Origin of the sequence: Salipaludibacillus daqingensis (genome assembly GCF_029891575.1) — a bacterium.
GTDB classification, from domain to species: domain Bacteria; phylum Bacillota; class Bacilli; order Bacillales; family Salisediminibacteriaceae; genus Salipaludibacillus; species Salipaludibacillus daqingensis.
In genome coordinates this window covers 484,800-502,033 of the sequence record NZ_JARZHF010000002.1, presented here as the reverse complement: position 1 = coordinate 502,033, position 17,234 = coordinate 484,800, and the positions used below count along the sequence as shown (strand labels likewise).

The 17,234-nt window shown below is 35.7% G+C and carries 20 protein-coding genes; 14 read left to right on the top strand and 6 right to left on the bottom strand.

The window, feature by feature from the left end; translation table 11 throughout:
• Positions 1–70: 70 nt before the first annotated feature.
• Together QDN89_RS06625 and QDN89_RS06620 are read left to right on the top strand one after the other, a co-directional pair.
• Positions 71–913, top strand: coding sequence for a YitT family protein (locus tag QDN89_RS06625; RefSeq protein ID WP_280769309.1), 843 nt, complete (start codon positions 71–73; stop codon positions 911–913).
• 89 nt (positions 914–1,002) lie between these two features.
• Positions 1,003–1,560 (top strand): BsuPI-related putative proteinase inhibitor, encoded by a 558-nt coding sequence (locus tag QDN89_RS06620; RefSeq protein ID WP_280769308.1) that lies wholly within the window; start codon positions 1,003–1,005, stop codon positions 1,558–1,560.
• A 66-nt stretch (positions 1,561–1,626) separates the two neighbouring features.
• Here the strand turns inward: QDN89_RS06620 and QDN89_RS06615 are convergent, their stop codons facing one another.
• On the bottom strand, positions 1,627–4,545 hold the full coding sequence (locus QDN89_RS06615) for a DEAD/DEAH box helicase (protein ID WP_280769307.1): 2,919 nt from the start codon (positions 4,543–4,545) through the stop codon (positions 1,627–1,629).
• Positions 4,538–5,497, bottom strand: a complete 960-nt coding sequence (locus QDN89_RS06610) for a hypothetical protein (RefSeq protein ID WP_280769306.1) — start codon at positions 5,495–5,497, stop codon at positions 4,538–4,540. The genes QDN89_RS06615 and QDN89_RS06610 overlap by 8 nt, the downstream gene beginning before the upstream one ends.
• Before the next feature lie 290 nt (positions 5,498–5,787).
• Here QDN89_RS06610 and QDN89_RS06605 point away from each other — a divergent pair, with 290 nt between their 5' ends.
• The 5 genes from QDN89_RS06605 to QDN89_RS06585 all read left to right on the top strand — a co-directional run bounded on the left by QDN89_RS06605 (position 5,788) and on the right by QDN89_RS06585 (position 8,801).
• Positions 5,788–6,393 carry a hypothetical protein gene (locus QDN89_RS06605; protein WP_280769305.1) on the top strand — a complete coding sequence of 202 codons (606 nt, stop codon included), beginning with the start codon at positions 5,788–5,790 and terminating at the stop codon, positions 6,391–6,393.
• Positions 6,394–6,611: 218 nt separating this feature from the next.
• Positions 6,612–6,881 carry a NifU N-terminal domain-containing protein gene (locus QDN89_RS06600; protein ID WP_280769304.1) on the top strand — a complete coding sequence of 90 codons (270 nt, stop codon included), beginning with the start codon at positions 6,612–6,614 and terminating at the stop codon, positions 6,879–6,881.
• Between the two features lie 143 nt (positions 6,882–7,024).
• A complete protein-coding gene (locus QDN89_RS06595) occupies positions 7,025–7,570 on the top strand; it encodes a hemerythrin domain-containing protein (protein WP_280769303.1) in 546 nt (181 codons plus the stop codon).
• A gap of 206 nt (positions 7,571–7,776) precedes the next feature.
• Positions 7,777–8,499, top strand: coding sequence for an AzlC family ABC transporter permease (locus QDN89_RS06590; protein ID WP_280769302.1), 723 nt, complete (start codon positions 7,777–7,779; stop codon positions 8,497–8,499).
• A complete protein-coding gene (locus tag QDN89_RS06585) occupies positions 8,496–8,801 on the top strand; it encodes an AzlD domain-containing protein (RefSeq protein ID WP_280769301.1) in 306 nt (101 codons plus the stop codon). The genes QDN89_RS06590 and QDN89_RS06585 overlap by 4 nt, the downstream gene beginning before the upstream one ends.
• A gap of 81 nt (positions 8,802–8,882) precedes the next feature.
• On the opposite strand, the gene QDN89_RS06580 is transcribed toward QDN89_RS06585, so the two are convergent.
• Positions 8,883–9,341, bottom strand: coding sequence for a GNAT family N-acetyltransferase (locus QDN89_RS06580; RefSeq protein WP_280769300.1), 459 nt, complete (start codon positions 9,339–9,341; stop codon positions 8,883–8,885).
• Between the two features lie 22 nt (positions 9,342–9,363).
• Complete coding sequence (locus QDN89_RS06575; protein WP_280769299.1) at positions 9,364–10,173, bottom strand: Cof-type HAD-IIB family hydrolase; 810 nt, start codon at positions 10,171–10,173, stop codon at positions 9,364–9,366.
• 277 nt (positions 10,174–10,450) lie between these two features.
• On the opposite strand from QDN89_RS06575, the gene ctaG reads away from it, so the two are divergent.
• The 6 genes from ctaG to moaD all read left to right on the top strand — a co-directional run bounded on the left by ctaG (position 10,451) and on the right by moaD (position 14,764).
• Positions 10,451–11,365, top strand: a complete 915-nt coding sequence (gene ctaG, locus QDN89_RS06570; protein WP_280769298.1) for a cytochrome c oxidase assembly factor CtaG — start codon at positions 10,451–10,453, stop codon at positions 11,363–11,365.
• 15 nt (positions 11,366–11,380) lie between these two features.
• Positions 11,381–12,013: an SCO family protein gene (locus QDN89_RS06565; protein ID WP_280769297.1), complete on the top strand. Its 633-nt coding sequence runs from the start codon at positions 11,381–11,383 to the stop codon at positions 12,011–12,013.
• A gap of 228 nt (positions 12,014–12,241) precedes the next feature.
• Positions 12,242–13,537: a molybdopterin molybdotransferase MoeA gene (locus QDN89_RS06560; RefSeq protein ID WP_280769296.1), complete on the top strand. Its 1,296-nt coding sequence runs from the start codon at positions 12,242–12,244 to the stop codon at positions 13,535–13,537.
• Positions 13,534–14,058, top strand: a complete 525-nt coding sequence (mobB, locus tag QDN89_RS06555; RefSeq protein ID WP_280769295.1) for a molybdopterin-guanine dinucleotide biosynthesis protein B — start codon at positions 13,534–13,536, stop codon at positions 14,056–14,058. Before QDN89_RS06560 ends, mobB begins: the two co-directional genes overlap by 4 nt.
• A complete protein-coding gene (locus QDN89_RS06550) occupies positions 14,058–14,531 on the top strand; it encodes a molybdenum cofactor biosynthesis protein MoaE (protein ID WP_280769294.1) in 474 nt (157 codons plus the stop codon). Before mobB ends, QDN89_RS06550 begins: the two co-directional genes overlap by 1 nt.
• The gene (moaD, locus tag QDN89_RS06545) at positions 14,528–14,764 is read left to right on the top strand and encodes a molybdopterin converting factor subunit 1 (RefSeq protein WP_280769293.1); all 237 of its coding nucleotides are present in this window, start codon (positions 14,528–14,530) and stop codon (positions 14,762–14,764) included. Before QDN89_RS06550 ends, moaD begins: the two co-directional genes overlap by 4 nt.
• Positions 14,765–15,271: 507 nt before the next feature.
• Here the strand turns inward: moaD and QDN89_RS06540 are convergent.
• Both QDN89_RS06540 and QDN89_RS06535 read right to left on the bottom strand, forming a co-directional pair.
• Positions 15,272–15,667 carry a hypothetical protein gene (locus QDN89_RS06540; RefSeq protein WP_280769292.1) on the bottom strand — a complete coding sequence of 132 codons (396 nt, stop codon included), beginning with the start codon at positions 15,665–15,667 and terminating at the stop codon, positions 15,272–15,274.
• A gap of 35 nt (positions 15,668–15,702) precedes the next feature.
• Entirely contained in the window at positions 15,703–16,392 is a 690-nt protein-coding gene (locus tag QDN89_RS06535; RefSeq protein WP_280769291.1) for a Crp/Fnr family transcriptional regulator, read from the bottom strand.
• 188 nt (positions 16,393–16,580) lie between these two features.
• Here QDN89_RS06535 and QDN89_RS06530 point away from each other — a divergent pair, with 188 nt between their 5' ends.
• Positions 16,581–16,871: a HesB/YadR/YfhF family protein gene (locus tag QDN89_RS06530; protein WP_280769290.1), complete on the top strand. Its 291-nt coding sequence runs from the start codon at positions 16,581–16,583 to the stop codon at positions 16,869–16,871.
• The last annotated feature ends 363 nt before the right edge of the window (positions 16,872–17,234 follow it).

Genomic DNA, 17,234 nt, shown 5'->3' with positions numbered 1-17,234 from the left:
TATGAATTGTGGCTTCTATTTGTGATAAAGTATTGTTACGCTAGTATAGGTAGATAGGGGGGGATGTTAAATGGCAAATCGATTAATCCAGTTAGAGGATGCTAAAGTATTTACGATCTCCGTTTTAAGTGGGGTCTTATTAGCGATGAGTTTAAATATGTTTTTAATCCCAGCGAATGTTTTTGCTAGCGGATTTACAGGTGTTGCACAAATCATTTCTGCATTTATTCCTTTATCTCCTGGTGTGTTACTTTTATTATTGAATATTCCTGTAGCTATTTTAGGCTGGTTAAAAGTTGGGAAGAAATTCACTTTTTTTAGTTTTGTGAACGTTGCTTCTACAACATTATTTTTAGAAATAATTCCAGTTCAAGGTTTTTCGGAAGATATCATCTTAAATTCTGTTTTTGGAGGAGTGCTTGGAGGTATAGGTGCTGGTGTCCTTCTAAAATGGGGAGCATCGTCAGGTGGTCTGGATATTTTAGCGTTGTTAGCAGCTAAAAAAAGTGATCGAGCGATTGGTGATTACTTTTTTATGATGAATGCAATTATTGTCATGGCATCAGGATTTATGTTCGGAATGGAAAAAGCTCTATATACATTACTACAGATCTATGTGGCATCACGAATTATTGATACGATACATACACGTCACGTTAAATTAACTGCTATGATTGTTACAAACAAAGCTGATGAGCTTCAGGAAGCCTTTCATAAAAAAGTAACGAGAGGTGTCACAAGAATGCCTGCTAAAGGTGGATATTCAAAAGAAGAAAAAGAAGTAATGATGATTGTCATTACACGCTATGAACTATATTTATTGCAACAAGTTGTTGACGAGGTTGATCCAAATGCCTTTACAAACATCGTACAAACAACAGGTATTCATGGCATGTTCCGTAAAGATGATTAATATGTAACATATTCACTGTAATTACGTCTATAGTTGTACAAGGAGAGATTAGAGAAATTGACCATTGATGATGGTTAAGGGAGATGGTGATGATAAAAATGAAGGTAGTATTGATTTTAGCATCAATCATGTTTATTATTTCAGCCTGTGGCCAAGAAAACGTGACGGAAATAGGAAATAACGTAAATAATTCTAATACGAACCAACAAGAATTAGATCAAGAAGAAAATGAACAGGAACAAGGAGAAAAGGAAGGAGAGCCAGTTGTGATGGAGTACGAAGGAATAAAATTTGCAATGAATGTTGAACAAACAAATGCTTCTTTACGTATCCAATTAACGCTTGAAAATGTGAGTGACGAGATGAAACAAATAGACTTTGCTTCAGGGCATCAATACGATATTCTGATATACGATGAGGATAACAAACTGTATGATTTTGCAGAAGGGAAAATGTTTACTCAAGCAATTATTTCTGAAGAATTAGCGCCAGGTGATAAGCTTGAATTTGAAGATGAACCTGACTTACCTGAGGAGTCTTTATCAAAGTCATTGAAAATTGCCACAAAATTGAATGTGTATGAAATAAATGGACAGTCTGTCTCTGGGGATCCATTTACATTAACAACATCATGGACACAGAATTAATAATCACGGTTAAAATACAAATGATGCTTTTGTAATGAAAAATGAGTCGTGACATTTAGTCACGGCTCATTTTAATGTGAAGAGATCTGTTAATTCTTCTCTAGATAATGTCCATATAGGTAAAGGACGACCATCAATGACTGCTTTTTGTAATTTTTTCTTTTCTGTTAATAAATCAGCGATTCTATCTTCAATCGTTCCTTTTGATGTTATTCGATGAACTTGAACGGGTTTGGTTTGACCAATACGATGGATACGATCTGTTGCCTGATCTTCCACAGCAGGATTCCACCATCGATCATAATGAATCATTTCCGAGGCTTCCGTCATATTTATACCAAATCCACCGGCTCTAAGAGAGATAACCATGATTGGAGATGACCGATGAGATTGATAGTTATGAATCATTTCTTCTCGTTGATGAGATGTGAGTCCGCCGTGAAAAAATGGAATTGACAAGTCCCAATTATTTTTTCCCATCTTTTGGATAAGGGAGCCTATAAATCGGTACTGAGTAAAGACTAACCCTCTTTTTCCCGAATGAAGCCAATCTTCCATAATTCTTACCGATAAATCCCATTTTTCTGATCGTCCTTTTTGAAGTGTCCTTTTTCCTTGTTCCTTGTAAAGTTGTGCAGGGTGATTGCAGATTTGTTTCAGTTTCGTCATCGTTTTGAATAAAAGTGCACGTTGAACAACCAATGGTTCATCATCGTATGATTTCAATAATTCTTCTACAACGGCTTCGTAGAGAACTTGTTGTTCTGCTGTTAATGAAACATGGTGATCGATCACCGTTTTTTTAGGCAAAGATAATTCTTTTTCAAAGGATGTTTTCGTTCGCCTTAATAAAAATGGACGAACAATTTCTCGGAGGTGAGATAATCGCTCAGTTTTATCTTCACGACCATTAGAGTGAAGAAAGTTTTCTGAAAACCATGTTTCATTTTTCAATAGTCCTGGATTTAAAAGGTCCATCATCGTCCACATTTCAAATGGATGGTTTTCTATTGGAGTTCCAGTTAATGTAATCATATGGCTAGCATTCAGGCGTTTCATAGCTTTACGTAACTTTGTTCGAATGTTTTTCAATTGTTGTGCTTCGTCTAATATACATCCTGACCAATGAATAGAAGTTAATTTTTCGAGATCTTTCGTAGCCGTTGGATACGAACAAATTACTACATCGGCTTTGGTGATCCATTTGTGCCATTGCTTATGTCTTTTTATTGGCGCCCCATTGTGGACATAGACAGTAAGATTATTTGCAAACTTATTTAATTCATTAGACCAATTGTGGATTAAACTAGATGGACAAAGAATCAGAAAGGGTGTTGATAAAGTTTCATTTGAAATAACCTCATCAATATAGGCAATTGTTTGGATTGTTTTTCCTAATCCCATATCGTCAGCTAAACAACAACCTAACTGGAGATTTCTCATATTTAGTAACCAATTCGTTCCATTTTGTTGATATTCTCTTAACGAATCTATCCACTTTGGCGTTAATGAACGAGATCGAGTTTCTTGTTTTAGTAAAGCAGCTTCCGTATCTGATGTTAATGACCACGTTATTGGTAATGAGCCATCCATTTCATCACGTATTCCTATTTTCATGTTACTTTCTTCGCTATTTAGTGCTGCTCTCAGTCCATCGAAGAATGATAGATGCTCATCATTTTTCGTTTGGTCGACATAATGAACAAACCTCCTAGCCATCTCCAAGTCCCAAAGAACCCATTGATCATTGATGTGAACCATTTCCTTTTGCTGTTCCACTAGATAGCGAAATGTTGCTTCGTCCATTTGTAATTCATTCAGATCTAACTTCCACGAAACGTGACTGTGCACCCATGACCGTGCTTCATCTGCGAAGTCATCTTTTTCGAATAAAGAAAGGTTTGCAGATAATCTTGGAGTGATTTTCCTTTGCAAACTCTCAGGTATGAGGACAGAAATACCATTTTCTTCTAGTTTTTTTACATCATTCATTAAATAATCAGTGAACCTTTCGGAACTTAAATAAAAAACAAATAAATTACTGTAATGAAGGGTTAATGGGATGGTAGCAGCTGATAAACGTTTTTTTTCTTTCTGCAACCAAGAAATTGGATTTATTTGAAACGGATGTGCTCCTTCCATTACTTTTAATAAAGAAACGAGAGAACCCGATTCCCATTCTTTAATAAACCACTCCAGTTTCCAATTATGGTTTTTTGAAATCGGAGCATAAATGATGAGATGTAGCTGAAAAGGTTCTGGGGCTTCTCCACTCCACTTTTGAACTCCAATAGGGTACAGGTGTTGCGATAGTGTAAAGGTCCTGTCGGGCTTCTCCAAGGCGAAGAGCCATTGGGATATTTGAGAGTCATTCGTTGATTCTGAAATTCCGTTTTTAAATGAGGTCCATTCTGTTTTTGACATAAAATAGAACAAGACATTGATTTGCAACCAATCATTTAATAAATAAATTAGCTTTTCATTATTATAAGCGTTTCCCACGCTTGTAAGCTCGTCTGTATTTGTAGCAATAAGCATTTTTTCTTTATGTAATTCAGAGAGGAATGAGGAGTCTAATTGCCATTGTCCGTGTCTAGTAGGAAAAAAACATTTCGATTTATGTAATTTGGCTAAATAAGATAAAAACGAGTGAGTTGAGTCTGATACTTTGGTCTGGAATGTATTAATATCGATTTCTAAAAGGTAGTGCATAAACTGCAAAGGAATCCAAATAGCCTCTATTAAATCGAATGTATCTGAATCCCAAGCTTTTACATAACATGACTTGATTTGAAGCTGCACCCCATAAAAAGAGGAACGGTGAGAATGAAATAATTGATGTTTTAGAGTTAATAGATGAGATTTTTCGGAGAAAGATCTCATGTTTCTGTTACGTTTCGTTTGAAATATGAAAACTCCTTTGTTTGTCGAATCATAACTTATCGCAGAAAATAGCTCGTATCTAGAAGTTTCACCCTCACTCATAATTTCTCAACTCCTCATAAAAAGCAGCATAACGTTTGTATTTTTTTTTCAACAATGTCACAAACAATGGAAAGTCGTTTTCATTGTCAGTTTTCTTTAAAGTGTTTTTTAATTCTATAATAAATAAAGTGGCTTTTTTATAATGTTGCGTCGTTTTCTTTTCAACCAGTCGTTCGATCCACTGACTGTATAACGGAATTGCCAGGTCTGGTCTTTTCTCTGTTAAAGAAGACAGTAATTGTTGTTCTTCTCTCGACAAATAAAGAGGGTCCTGGGGGTAATTTAGCCAACTATTTATGCCTAGCTTAAAATCCTCGTGAAAATCATAAATTTGAAAGAGCGTTCTTTTTGTAGGCGGATGGGTTTGTAATGGAAAAAGGTTTTCAACTACCTCATTTTTCAAATATATTTTTTCGTGTTCGTTTGTAAGCTGATGATAATATCGTTTATATTTAGAAAAGTGTGGACGTGAAAGCCAGTCATTAATCCATTTGTCATGGTCGGCTTCCTGTTTTAAGCTAGGTTCATTTATCGTCTTTAATTCGGTAACATTAGAAAAATCTTGACCCGTTTGTTCAAGTATCTTCTGTAGCGTAACATTTCTATATAGAGAGGAAATGGTATTAGAAGGAAAAGACTGTATCATATCACTTAATAATTGCTCAACACTTCTTCGGTAGAAAGAATAAAACCCGCGCTGAACGAGTTCTTTTCTTAATTCTTTAAAAATTAAAAGCAACATGATTAACTTCCATTGATGGTAATTAGATTTTTCATTAATAACAATCGTTTCTGTTTTTATTAAGACAGATGTCACCCAATCTTGAAATCGGTTTTCAACCGAAGGATCATAAAGCCATTCTTCACTAAAAGAAGTTATTCTCGCAGAATGACTAGCTATTTCTTTGTAAATGATAATTAAATTTTCTTGTATATTTAAGGTTTTACACATGTAACACACCTTCTTTTTTAAAGAGGATCCATTTTTCATTTTACTAGGTTGGACATTTTTGCTCAATGTAAATTAACTTGACCAGATAAAAAGAGTGTCTTTTTTTTAGACGAATTCATAAGATAACTAATAAGAAGTTTTAACTTTTGAATTGTTTGATTAAGTAAGTCTTTCGTTAAAGACCAGTTTATTGAATTAAAAATTCATTGCTGCAATTATCAGATTCTCAATAAAGGTTAACAGAGCGAATAGGAAAAGAAAACGGAAAATAAATGGAAAGGAGCGAGCGAATGGACGAACCGACCTTTCGAGCACAATTTAAAGATATCTGGATTGAATTACATCGCACCATGTTGAAGTCATTTGTTCATAAATTACTTGCTGCAAACTATCGATTAACGTGGCGACATGAAGACAATGGAATAGAACTAATTATCCACTGTGGCGAGGATCGTATGTCACTTCCGATGCACTTAGAAAATGAACGTAAAACCATCGTCAATATAAAAGAATTAGAAGTAATCAAAGAAGAGCTTGCTTTTTGTTTGGAGGATTTGATTACAGAAAGCAAAGGTAGTGCCATCGTAAGAACCATTACCGATGGTGGAAACTATGTCAGCTATTTTGATCACGGAAAGGTTGTTTCCGTTCTTAAAACGAGTGGAGGGAGGGAAAATTTGATGGACGCCTACCATCAACCTGTCCAGATTAAGTCGAACTTACCATTGGAATTGGATGCAACGATAAGAGCATATGTGATCTCTTCAGAAATTGATTACTTTTTGATGGAATTAAAGGAAGCGATGGAGAATAACGATGATATTGCTAAAAATCGACTAAAAGATCGGTTGAGAAAATTAGTTAATGAAAAAGAGAAGTTCTCTCATCAACAATAATGTTAAGATCGGCAAAACTAGCTATCAATATATATGATGAGCTAGTTTTTTGTGATAATTTTTAAAAAAATTGGACACTGGGGAAAGAAAACGCATCTAAGGGTCTCGAATCAGTTACAAAATATCGAGAAGCAAACCTCAATTGATCGTCCGAACTTTATCTTTTAAATAAAAACGTGTTAAACTGTACTTACTTACATAACAAGGAGGAATGCGATATGTCAATTGAAGTAAAAGGTGAACCAACTCCAAATCCAAATGCTATGAAATTTACTGCAAATCAAGTTTTATTTGAAGGGTCTGGCAGTGCTTCTTTTAAAAAAGGTGATGATACAGATCATGCATTGGCGAAAGAATTATTAGGCTTAGAAGGTGTCGATAATATTTTTGGATTCCAAGATTTTGTTACTGTTAACAAAGAAGTGGGAGCCGATTGGGACGCTTTACTCCCTGAAATTCAGAAAGCATTTGAGAAAGTTTACGATTAATAATACATTGAACGAAGAGGAGACTCTTCGTTTTTTTTATTTAGATTCTAAAATAAAATGTATTTGTTTGTGACTTGAATCACGGTAACCTCCTTCTTGTAGATGTATACTAAATTGGACTTCAAGATCGAGGAGGAATAGAAATGGAGCAATTTCAAGGGTGTATGAGTCATGGAATGGAGAAACCTCAATCGTATTGCCAACCACTATTGGAGTTGTTGGAAGAGCACCCTCCATTAAGAGTCCAAATGGAGGATCTTCGGAATAGTGCGATGAAAATAAAGGAGAGCGAGTCTAGTTCCAATATAAAAAAAGAATTAGAATTAATGTACCAACAGATGCGTCGATTTAAAGTAGAAATCGATTTACATTCAACTAAAGAAGAAGATGCCCTATTCGAAATGATGGTGACGCATATTGGAAGACAAAGTGGACCGATCGCTGTAATGGAAGAGGAACACAGCTTAGCGAAACAACATATCGCTAGTTTTTTCAAAAAATATCGTTCGGATCAATTTCAAGCAGATGAATTTACTACAGAGTTGGCGCATCATGTATTAATGGTATATCAAACATTAACGGATCATTTCATGAAAGAGGAGCAAATTTTATTTCCAATGGCAGAAAATATGTTGTCAAATCATGAAAAAGAAACGTTAAGAAACCAATTTTTGAAAATTTCTGGCTAGAATCGATAGATCATATTATTTTAACAGTCTAATAAGCAGCGAAAACATGGAGAGATAACTGCCTTCATGTTTTTTGTGTTTTAGGTAAAGCTGATACAATTTCTTAAAATTTTCTAAAGATGGGATTCAGCTTGACAAGTCAGTAGTCATGTAAAGTAAAATAGATAGATCGTTTGTCATTTGTATCAATGACTAGGAGGACTTGTATGGACGCTTTAGTTGATTCATATCAATCGGATGTAAATTGGTTAAAAAGAGGATTAGCTTCTGGAATTCCGATTGCTTTAGGATATATGCCCGTTGCGTTAACGTTTGGATTGATCTCAGGTGCAACCGGCTTAACTGTTATTGAAGCTGTATTTATGAGCATGATTGTTTTTGCTGGTGCAGCGCAATATATGGCGCTTTCCATGATTGCGTTAGGATCAACTGCAGTGGAAATCATTTTTGCTACGTTTATTGTTAATTTCAGGCACTTATTAATGAGCGCTTCCATTCATGAAGGAGCAGAGACAAGCACTCTAAGAAAACGCGTATTTTACGGTTTTTTTCTTACAGATGAAGTGTTTGCAGTAGCTTCAACAAGTAATCGGCCGATACGAAGTCAATACATTATTGGAGTCGGATTAGTCGCGTACAGTAGCTGGGTGTGTTTCACTGGGGTAGGTTATTTTGCAGGCGCATTTCTACCGGAGATAATACAAGAAAGCATGGCCATTGCACTTTATGCCTTGTTTATTGCACTACTTGTACCGTCTGTGAAAACACAAGGAAAAGTCGTGATCCGTTTGGCTTTATTAGGAGCCATATTTAATGCTATTTTTCAAGTGTGGTTGTCTACCGGGTGGTCTATAATGGCTGCTACAATCACAGCAGTAGTGATGTATGAAGCTCTAGAACAATGGATGAAAAAGGAGGCAACTTCATGAGCATGACGCTGTTTTGGATGATAGTAGGAATGGGTGTCGTGACCTATATTCCAAGGTTGCTGCCACTCATAGCATTGCAAACGGAAAACTGGCCGTCTTGGTCGAAGCGGATGCTATCTCGTGTTCCTTATGCAGTGTTAGGCGCGTTGATATTCCCTGGGATTCTTTATATTCATGATGCCCTTTGGTTTGGGGTTGTAGGTGGAGTTGTCGCACTCGTTCTTTCATCTATTGGAGCTCCATTGATTATTGTTGTTGGAGGTTCCATTACGTTTCTTGCAATCATTCAATTTATTATGTAATGAAGATATGATCAATCAGAAACTTGTATTAAAAAAGGAAGGAACAGGGAAGATCCTTGTCCTTCCTTTTATATTGTCCGATTATGTTAGTGTCCTACCATATCGTTTTGATACAATGTCGTAAAAACCTAATGAATTGTAAAGTTTCTTTGTTGCTTCATTGTGCCTTCCTGTCTCAAGTTCAACCCCTTTAAACTCATTTTTTTCAGCCCAATAGAGAACTTTCAAAAGGAGTTTTTTTCCTATACCTTGTCTTCGAAAACGTTTCGTCACATACAAATCATTTAACCATATGTAATGACCACCTTTATCTAATCCGATCCCTTTATTTAAAAAGGCGCAGCCGATGAGTTGACCTTTATATTGCGCAACGAAAAATTCAGCGTTAGAAGGAGGAGTTAATACTTCTTCAATCGTTTTTAATAATGTCTCTTCCGAAGTCTCTACACTTAAACTATTCATTTGTTCCATCATTAGTTTTGTTAAAGCTACAGTCATATCTGAGTTTGCTGGTTTTTCTACTTTAAATACTTCTATCATGTCGTTCCCCTTTCTTGTTCCCTCACAATTTAAAGAATTTTTCTAAAAAAACAGCGACACCATCTTCTTCATTCGTGGATGTCTCTTCATTTGCAATCGTTTTCAATTGTGGGATGGCATTTCCCATTGCTATCCCACGCCCGGCATATTCAAGCATTTCAAAGTCATTACTCTCGTCTCCAAAGGCAACGATTCGTTCTTGTGGAATATTATAGTAACTTGCGATTTTTTCAAGTCCAAAAGCTTTATTTAAGCCGGCTTTAACAATTTCTATCACATGCCATGGCGCTCCCCATGAGCGTTGATCAATTACTTCAGCATGTGCTTTAGACAGAAGACTTTTTAATTCATGATGTTGGTTATCGTTTGGTTGAATTAACAGGGAAGTCGGGTCTTTTTGAATAATGTTTTGTAAGTCGCCATAATCTAATGGTGGTTGATTAAGTGTAAAAGCCTCAGCAAAACCTCTGTTTAAATAACGTAAATAGTAGTCATCCATCACTTCTACTAAAATATTTTTAACCCGAAAACTTTCACATGTCTCAATTATTGTCTTCGCTGTTGTATGGTCTAAAGGTGTATGGATAGGTTTAAATAAATTCGGTGCTAAAGGATGATGCACAAATGCCCCATTGAAGTTTACCATGGGAGTATCTAGAGCTAGCTGTTGATAATAGGTTGAACTTGCTCGATAAGGTCTCCCGGTTGCAATTATGACATGATGGCCAAGTTTGCGAAGCTGAAATAAGGTAGATCTATTTTTTGATGATATTGTTTTATTATCAGAGAGCAAAGTACCATCTAGATCAACTGCGATTAAATGTGGTTTCATTGATATTCCTCCTGATAGATGACTTATTATATGTTTGTGAAGCTATATATAGTAAAAATAGGATGTTATTGTGAATCAATGTGATTATCATACAAGGGAAAAGTAGTATTTATAAGAAAGTTAATATAAAATCCTGTTTCTTCCATGATCAAAACAATATGATTTCCACTGAAATCATGTTATAAATATACTATAACATGGTTCATTCTTGTTAAAATACGTTTAATATTAAATAAAGGTTTACCAATAGAAATACTATAGGATAGGAGCTAACAAAATGGATCAATTTTTCTCTACTTTTACTGCACGAACGATATGGACACCTGAATTAGTTGTTGTCCTTGCATTGATTAGTTTCATTTATTTTATTGTGATAAAAAAGTTTCGTCATCTTTTTCCTGATTCAAAGCCGGTTCCGGTTCGAAGGATTATTTATTTCCACCTTGGATTGCTAGCCATTTACTTAGGTTTCGGTGGTCCTCTTTATGTGCTTGGACATATTATGTTAAGCATGCACATGTTATCGATGGCAATTGTTTATCTGGTTGCACCACCATTACTTTTAATTGGTATTCCTGCGTGGTTTTTTAAGTATTTCGCTCGTTTTAAAGTCGTAAGAGGACTATTTACTGTCGTTGGATTCCCACTTATTGGATTACTTCTTTTTAATGGTATTTTTTCCGTTTATCATTTGCCTGTTACGTTTGATTATTTAATGACTAATGAATCATGGCATAATACGTATCAACTTGGGATGCTGCTAGCGGCTATGCTTATGTGGTGGCATATTATTCCAAGGTTTAAGACCAAGTATGATTTATCTGAACTAAAGCGGATGGGTTATATGTTTGCTAGTGGAGTCTTGTTTACACCTGCTTGTGTCCTAATCATATTTGCTGGGGAACCGTTATATGCAACCTATACAGATCCTGCAACATGGGCGATTGCCATGTCGTATTGTTTACCACCAGGTGCAGACATTCCATTTGAAGTGTTCTCTGGAGAGCAATCATTAACATTGCTAAGTCCGCAACAAGATCAGCAGTTTGGTGGGGCTATGATGAAAATCATTCAAGAACTTACTTATGGTGTTGCGATAGGATATACGTTTAGAATTTGGATGAAACGTGATAGAGAAGACACACCAAAGCTTAAGTTGAAAGAATATGAAATGTATCAAACGAACGGTTAAAAAGTGAGGGATCGTATGAAGAAAAGTGTATGGATTATGGGGAGTTTCATTTTTATTGTTGTCATTTTTAGTGGGTGTAGTTTTCTGTATGAAGATGCGTCAGAATCGCCGAAAGCTGATGCAGTGATTGATGTTTCACAGGCTGAAGAGCCTTGGGAGGTCATTGATTTTCAAGCAGTGAATCAGTTTAATGAAGAAGTGACAATGGAAACATTTGCAGGTGAATGGTGGATTACGAAAACGATTTTTACCCGTTGTCCGACCGTATGTATGACAATGACACCTAATATGGTCGAATTGCAAAAAGGTCTAGAAGATGAGGAAGTTGATATTCAGATCGTCTCTTTTACGGTAGATCCAGAATTCGATACGCCTGAAAGACTTGAGGAATATGGCGAATCTTATGGAGCAAGTTTTGAAAATTGGAATTTTCTAACAGGTTATAGTCCAGAGGAAATAGGTGAATTTACTTTGGAATCTTTGAAAGCTCCTATACAAGAGGTGCCAGAACAAAATGATATTATTCATCCTACTCGATTTTTCCTTGTGAACCCAGAAGGTATTATCGTAAGGATGTATAGCGGAGAAAACAGCTTTGATTTAGAAAAAACTGTGGATGATATCGTAGACGTACAATCTAATTATTAATGAGAGGAAAGCTGCCGAATAATTAATTGGCAGCTTTTTCAACATGTCAGTCTATATTAACAATGATAACGAACCAATGTTCCATATGCCGCTTAAATAAAAAGAACAAGTCTTCATGAAGAGTTTTGAAAAAAACATGTAAAAAAGTTTTGAAAATGTTCAACACATAATAAATAGGTTATTGGTAAAATGGAGAGAGATTGATTAAGAAAGGATGTGGGTGACACTATGTTTGAACAGCGTGAAGCCATAAAAGTGAATGAAGCTGTAACGCGCGTCATGAAACATGCAATCAAAGGAGATATGGAACATATAGATTTAGCTGAGGCGGAGGGAAGGTACTTAGCCGAAAACATCGTTGCCGATCATCCAATTCCACCATTTGATCGTTCACCTTTGGATGGATTTGCAGTAAGAAGTGAGGATACGAAAACAGCATCACAAGATAAACCAGTTATGTTAGAGGTTATTGAAACTGTTGGAGCGGGTCATGTCTCAAAAAAGTTACTAAAACCTGGTCAGGCGGTAAGAGTGATGACAGGTACAATCATGCCTGAAATGTGTGATACGATTGTAATGTTTGAGCTAGCTACGGAAAAAGTAGAGTCTGGCAAAACATTTATTGAAATAAAACGAGCTTTTCAAGCAGGCGATTACGTATCTAAAGAAGGGGAAGAAACTTCTAAAGGAGAAGTAGTTGTTGAAGCAGGAACAAAAATAACTGCAGGAGTTATTGCTGTGTTGGCTACTTTTGGGTATGGACAAGTTCCCGTTTCCAAAAAACCTAAAATAGGGATTTATGCTACTGGAACAGAATTATTAGATGTCGATCAAGAGCTTCAACCTGGTAAAATCCGAAATAGTAATGCATATATGATGATATCCCAAATTCGCCAAGCGGGTGCAGAACCTGTTTATTTTGGTAAATTAGAAGATGACTTTGAGCTTTGCTTTCAAGCTATTTCTAGTGCATTAACGAAAGTGGATGCTCTAATTACGACAGGTGGGGTTTCCGTAGGAGATTTTGATTTTTTACCTCAAATTTATGCAAAGTTAGGTGCAAACGTTTTATTTAATAAGATTGCAATGCGCCCTGGAAGTGTGACGACAGTTGCTGAAAAGGATGGGCAGCTTTTGTTTGGGCTCTCTGGTAATCCATCCGCCTGCTTTGTGGGTTTTGAACTTTATGCAAGGCCTTGGGTAAAGACTTTTTTAAATTCATCGAAGCCATACTTACAAATCGTAAAAGGAACATTGACGGCAGATTTTCCTAAACCAAATCCGTTTACGAGATTTATTCGAAGTAAGGTTGAATATGAGAAAGGACAAATATTTGCAAGCCCAGTTGGAATGGATAAGTCTCAAGTGGTTACCTCTTTAGCTTATACAGATGCTCTCGTAGCTGTTCCAGGTGGTACTAGGGGTTACAAAGCAGGGGATGAAGTAGATATGTTACTTTTATTCTCAGAAGGCAGTGATGTTCCTTTGAAAGATTTTATTAAAGTAAGGCAACCAAAAAAATGATCATTCATCAGGTTGTAGGCTTTTCAAATTCTGGAAAAACTACCATTGTATCAGCTTTAATTGAATCGTTAACAAAGCGGCAATTAAAAGTTGCTACGATTAAACATCATGGAGATAATAGTCCTCTAGTAAAAGAAGCTGAAAAAAAGGATACCGTCAAACATAGGGATGCTGGTGCGTTAGGGACGTTGGTTGCAAGTGATAACGAGTTGAGTTGGATTGTTCATCATAACCAATCGTTTCGTTTAGATGATTATATCCGCATGTACGAGGTCATTTCGTTAGATGTTCTTCTGATTGAGGGATTTAAAAAAGAATTCTATCCGAAAACAGTTGTGATCCGTTCTCCAAAAGATGAAAAATTACTTCGTCAAACGAACGATGTAAAAGCAATTATTTATTGGGAAAAGGAACTTATGTTAAGCTTGAAAGAAAAATATCCTCTAGCTTCTTTTCATATCGATGAGTTGAAGCAATATTCACATTGGTTTAACGAACAAATTGACAAGGGGGAGTTTTAATGACAGACAAATTTTTCGAAATAATCGAAAGACCAATCGAAATTGATTCGATTATAAAAAAAGTGGAAGACCGAAATGCTGGGGCTATCAATACATTTATTGGAACAGTTCGCGAGATGACAAAAGAGAAAAAAACACTATATTTAAAATATGATGCTTATATACCGATGGCGGAGAAAAAATTGGCTCAAATAGGATCAGAGATTCAAGAGAAGTTCCCAGAAGCTAAAGTAGCAATTACACACAGGGTTGGGGAATTAAAAATATCTGATATAGCAGTTGTTATTGCTGTCTCAACGCCACATCGAGCAGATTCTTTTGAAGGAAGTCGGTACGCAATTGAAAGGATTAAAGAAATTGTTCCTATTTGGAAAAAAGAACATTGGGAAGATGGAGAAGAATGGATAGGAGATCAGTTAGAAACGAATGCCTATCCTGATGGAAAGCCAGATAAGGAGGAATTGGAAAAATGATACGTATTTTACTATTTGCCGAATTAGAAGAAACAGTTGGAAAACGCGAAGTTGAATTAACTGTCGATGAGATCTCAGTCGGAGAGATACGAAAAAAACTTACAGATGATTATCCTAACGTAAAAGGAATCCAATCGGCGATGGCAGCTATTAATGAAGAATATGCTGAAGATAACGTGTTGGTTCATAGAGGCGATTTAGTTGCATTTATTCCACCCGTTAGTGGGGGATAATCGTCATAAATTGTTCACACACACTACGATAAATAAAGAGGAAATGTGATCAAGTTCACAGAAATTTAAGCTAGAAACTTATATACTATACTTGTATTGCTAGATGGCTAATAATAGCTGTAAAGCGATGCATAGCTTTACTTCCTTTATATAAGAACCCAACGTTTATTTGGTGTTAGTCCCCCCAAGACTAACAATGTTGCCAAAGAATGACGTACAAACCGAACACATGTGAATGCATGATGTCGTTCTTATGACCCCCAATCATATGAACGGAAAAGCGACTGCCTATGGCAGTCGCTTTTTTTCTGAGATTAAGATTGTTTGTTATTTAGGAAGGACCTTGATGCTGGCAGACAGTCTGATACTTGAATTCGTGAAATAGGTAGTGAGAAGAGTTCCCAACCTTGCTGGCTTTAGACGAGCAAAACTGGAGTCGGTGTATTTCTCTTTTTTTGAGAATGGAGATAAAAGAACGAAATCTACAAAATAGTTTATGTGTTCAACTCAAATGACTATATGTATTATAACAATGATGATAAAAATAAAAGAGGCGTAACGATGAAATCTTTTTCTTTTACCAGTTGCTTTTTGGTTACGAATCCACCCCGTAATCATCAAAAGAAGTAAAAAGAAAAAACTAATTATTCCCGTCAATAATGAAAAAGACGATAAATTAAAATGTGTTAATGCCATGACTCCATGAATAAATACGAGAAAAAACGCAAGCCAAGCTGCCGGTCTATGGATTTTCATCCAAACTCGTGCAACTTTAGCAGTTTTTTTTCGATAGAGTGGATTTTTTGATTTTCTAATAAAAAGAAATAATCCGTAAATAGAAATATTAAATAGCATGATGAAGAATGTCATATATCCAACGTAGCTGATCAGTTGAATGTTCATTGTTGTACACGCCACCTTTTATATATTCCTTCAGCTTATTTGTTCATGTAACTGCGTAAATCTTCTACATTATGAATGATAAGGTATCCTTGCTTTTTACTAAGGATTTGTTGTTTCTTTAATTGATTCATCATTCTAGTGACACTTTCTCTTGTTGCACCAAAGAAATTACCTAAATCTTCATGGGTAAGTTTAATATCTATATAGACACCATCTTCTTTTTCAATTCCATAATCTTCTGTTAACCTTACTAATGTTGCAGCCAATGCACTGAGTTTTCCGTATAAGGCCACGTCTCTTAATGTTGATTGGGAAATTCTTAATCTTTCTGCCATGATTCTGAAAATAGCCATCCCAAGCTCAGGGTGTTCTGTAAGAAACATTTCTAAATCTTCATTTCGAATAAAAGATATGGTACCGCCTTCCATCACTTTTGCAGTAGCAGGATATGTCGTATCATGAGGGCTAAACAAGGCAACTTCAGCAAAAATTTCCCCTTGTTGACGAATATTCAAGACGATTTCTTTCCCGTCAGAGCTACTTTTGGTTAATTTAACTTTTCCTTCATTGATAAAATAAATGGATTCAGCGGGTTCCGTTTCATGGAATAGGATCTCGCCTTTCGTAGCCGTTTTTGTTAAAATGATTTCTTGCAATTGTTCTTTAATATGGACTGGGAGACTAGAAAAAATTGAAATTGTATTAATGAACGAATGAGAAGGCATAAACGCAACACACTCCTTTTATTATAAGTACTTGAATTAATTTACCAAATTAACCATACATGATGGAAACTAAAATGAAAAGTACTATTTCCAATCTTTTGATTTATTCTGTCCGAACGGTTATTGTGTTTTTTGCCATTGCATTTAGGGAATAACATGAGAGATGACGTGTTTATTGGAGGGGTAATATGAATATGACAGTAACTGATGAAGCATTGAAATGGTTTAAAAATGAATTAGAAGTAAAATCCGGTGATTCTGTGCAATTTTTTGTTCGATACGGTGGATGTGGAGATTTTCAAACAGGTTTTTCATTAGGGGTAGCAGTAAAAACTCCGGATGAAAAAGCAGCTTCCATTGAAAAAGAGGGTATATTATTTTATGTAGAGAAGAAAGACGAATGGTATTTTGATGGTCAAAATTTCGCAGTATCATATGACGAAGATAAACAAGAGATATCGTTTGGACATGATGATTAATTTAATAGTTTTGATAGAAGTGCCAGTGTGAGTTCATTCTCATGCTGGCTTTTTTATGTATTTTGTTAACTAGAGCATTTTTTCTAGGGCTTCGTCACTTAATAATCACTTCTGTCATGACATTTTTGTGAACATGATTTTTCACCTTACATATTCAAAACCCCTTAGTGAAAGCATTTTTAAAATACATGTTAATAAAATTGACATATTCGGCTTGTCGGTGTGACGAAAATCACACATCTGCTGTGACTGATTGCACAGTGAGGAGAATTATGAACTTCTACAATAGAGTTATCCCATTAGCGAGATACGAAACGTTGATGAACGGAAAGAGCTAACGTGATCGAAATCATTAAGATCACA

Bases quoted from the DNA above. Each gene is read 5' to 3' on its own strand.
- QDN89_RS06625 (WP_280769309.1), top strand. From the start codon at position 71: ATGGCAAATCGATTAATCCAGTTAGAGGATGCTAAAGTATTTACGATC.
- QDN89_RS06620 (WP_280769308.1), top strand. From the start codon at position 1,003: ATGATAAAAATGAAGGTAGTATTGATTTTAGCATCAATCATGTTTATT.
- QDN89_RS06615 (WP_280769307.1), bottom strand. From the start codon at position 4,545: ATGAGTGAGGGTGAAACTTCTAGATACGAGCTATTTTCTGCGATAAGT.
- QDN89_RS06610 (WP_280769306.1), bottom strand. From the start codon at position 5,497: ATGTGTAAAACCTTAAATATACAAGAAAATTTAATTATCATTTACAAA.
- QDN89_RS06605 (WP_280769305.1), top strand. From the start codon at position 5,788: ATGGACGAACCGACCTTTCGAGCACAATTTAAAGATATCTGGATTGAA.
- QDN89_RS06600 (WP_280769304.1), top strand. From the start codon at position 6,612: ATGTCAATTGAAGTAAAAGGTGAACCAACTCCAAATCCAAATGCTATG.
- QDN89_RS06595 (WP_280769303.1), top strand. From the start codon at position 7,025: ATGGAGCAATTTCAAGGGTGTATGAGTCATGGAATGGAGAAACCTCAA.
- QDN89_RS06590 (WP_280769302.1), top strand. From the start codon at position 7,777: ATGGACGCTTTAGTTGATTCATATCAATCGGATGTAAATTGGTTAAAA.
- QDN89_RS06585 (WP_280769301.1), top strand. From the start codon at position 8,496: ATGAGCATGACGCTGTTTTGGATGATAGTAGGAATGGGTGTCGTGACC.
- QDN89_RS06580 (WP_280769300.1), bottom strand. From the start codon at position 9,341: ATGATAGAAGTATTTAAAGTAGAAAAACCAGCAAACTCAGATATGACT.
- QDN89_RS06575 (WP_280769299.1), bottom strand. From the start codon at position 10,173: ATGAAACCACATTTAATCGCAGTTGATCTAGATGGTACTTTGCTCTCT.
- ctaG (WP_280769298.1), top strand. From the start codon at position 10,451: ATGGATCAATTTTTCTCTACTTTTACTGCACGAACGATATGGACACCT.
- QDN89_RS06565 (WP_280769297.1), top strand. From the start codon at position 11,381: ATGAAGAAAAGTGTATGGATTATGGGGAGTTTCATTTTTATTGTTGTC.
- QDN89_RS06560 (WP_280769296.1), top strand. From the start codon at position 12,242: ATGTTTGAACAGCGTGAAGCCATAAAAGTGAATGAAGCTGTAACGCGC.
- mobB (WP_280769295.1), top strand. From the start codon at position 13,534: ATGATCATTCATCAGGTTGTAGGCTTTTCAAATTCTGGAAAAACTACC.
- QDN89_RS06550 (WP_280769294.1), top strand. From the start codon at position 14,058: ATGACAGACAAATTTTTCGAAATAATCGAAAGACCAATCGAAATTGAT.
- moaD (WP_280769293.1), top strand. From the start codon at position 14,528: ATGATACGTATTTTACTATTTGCCGAATTAGAAGAAACAGTTGGAAAA.
- QDN89_RS06540 (WP_280769292.1), bottom strand. From the start codon at position 15,667: ATGAACATTCAACTGATCAGCTACGTTGGATATATGACATTCTTCATC.
- QDN89_RS06535 (WP_280769291.1), bottom strand. From the start codon at position 16,392: ATGCCTTCTCATTCGTTCATTAATACAATTTCAATTTTTTCTAGTCTC.
- QDN89_RS06530 (WP_280769290.1), top strand. From the start codon at position 16,581: ATGAATATGACAGTAACTGATGAAGCATTGAAATGGTTTAAAAATGAA.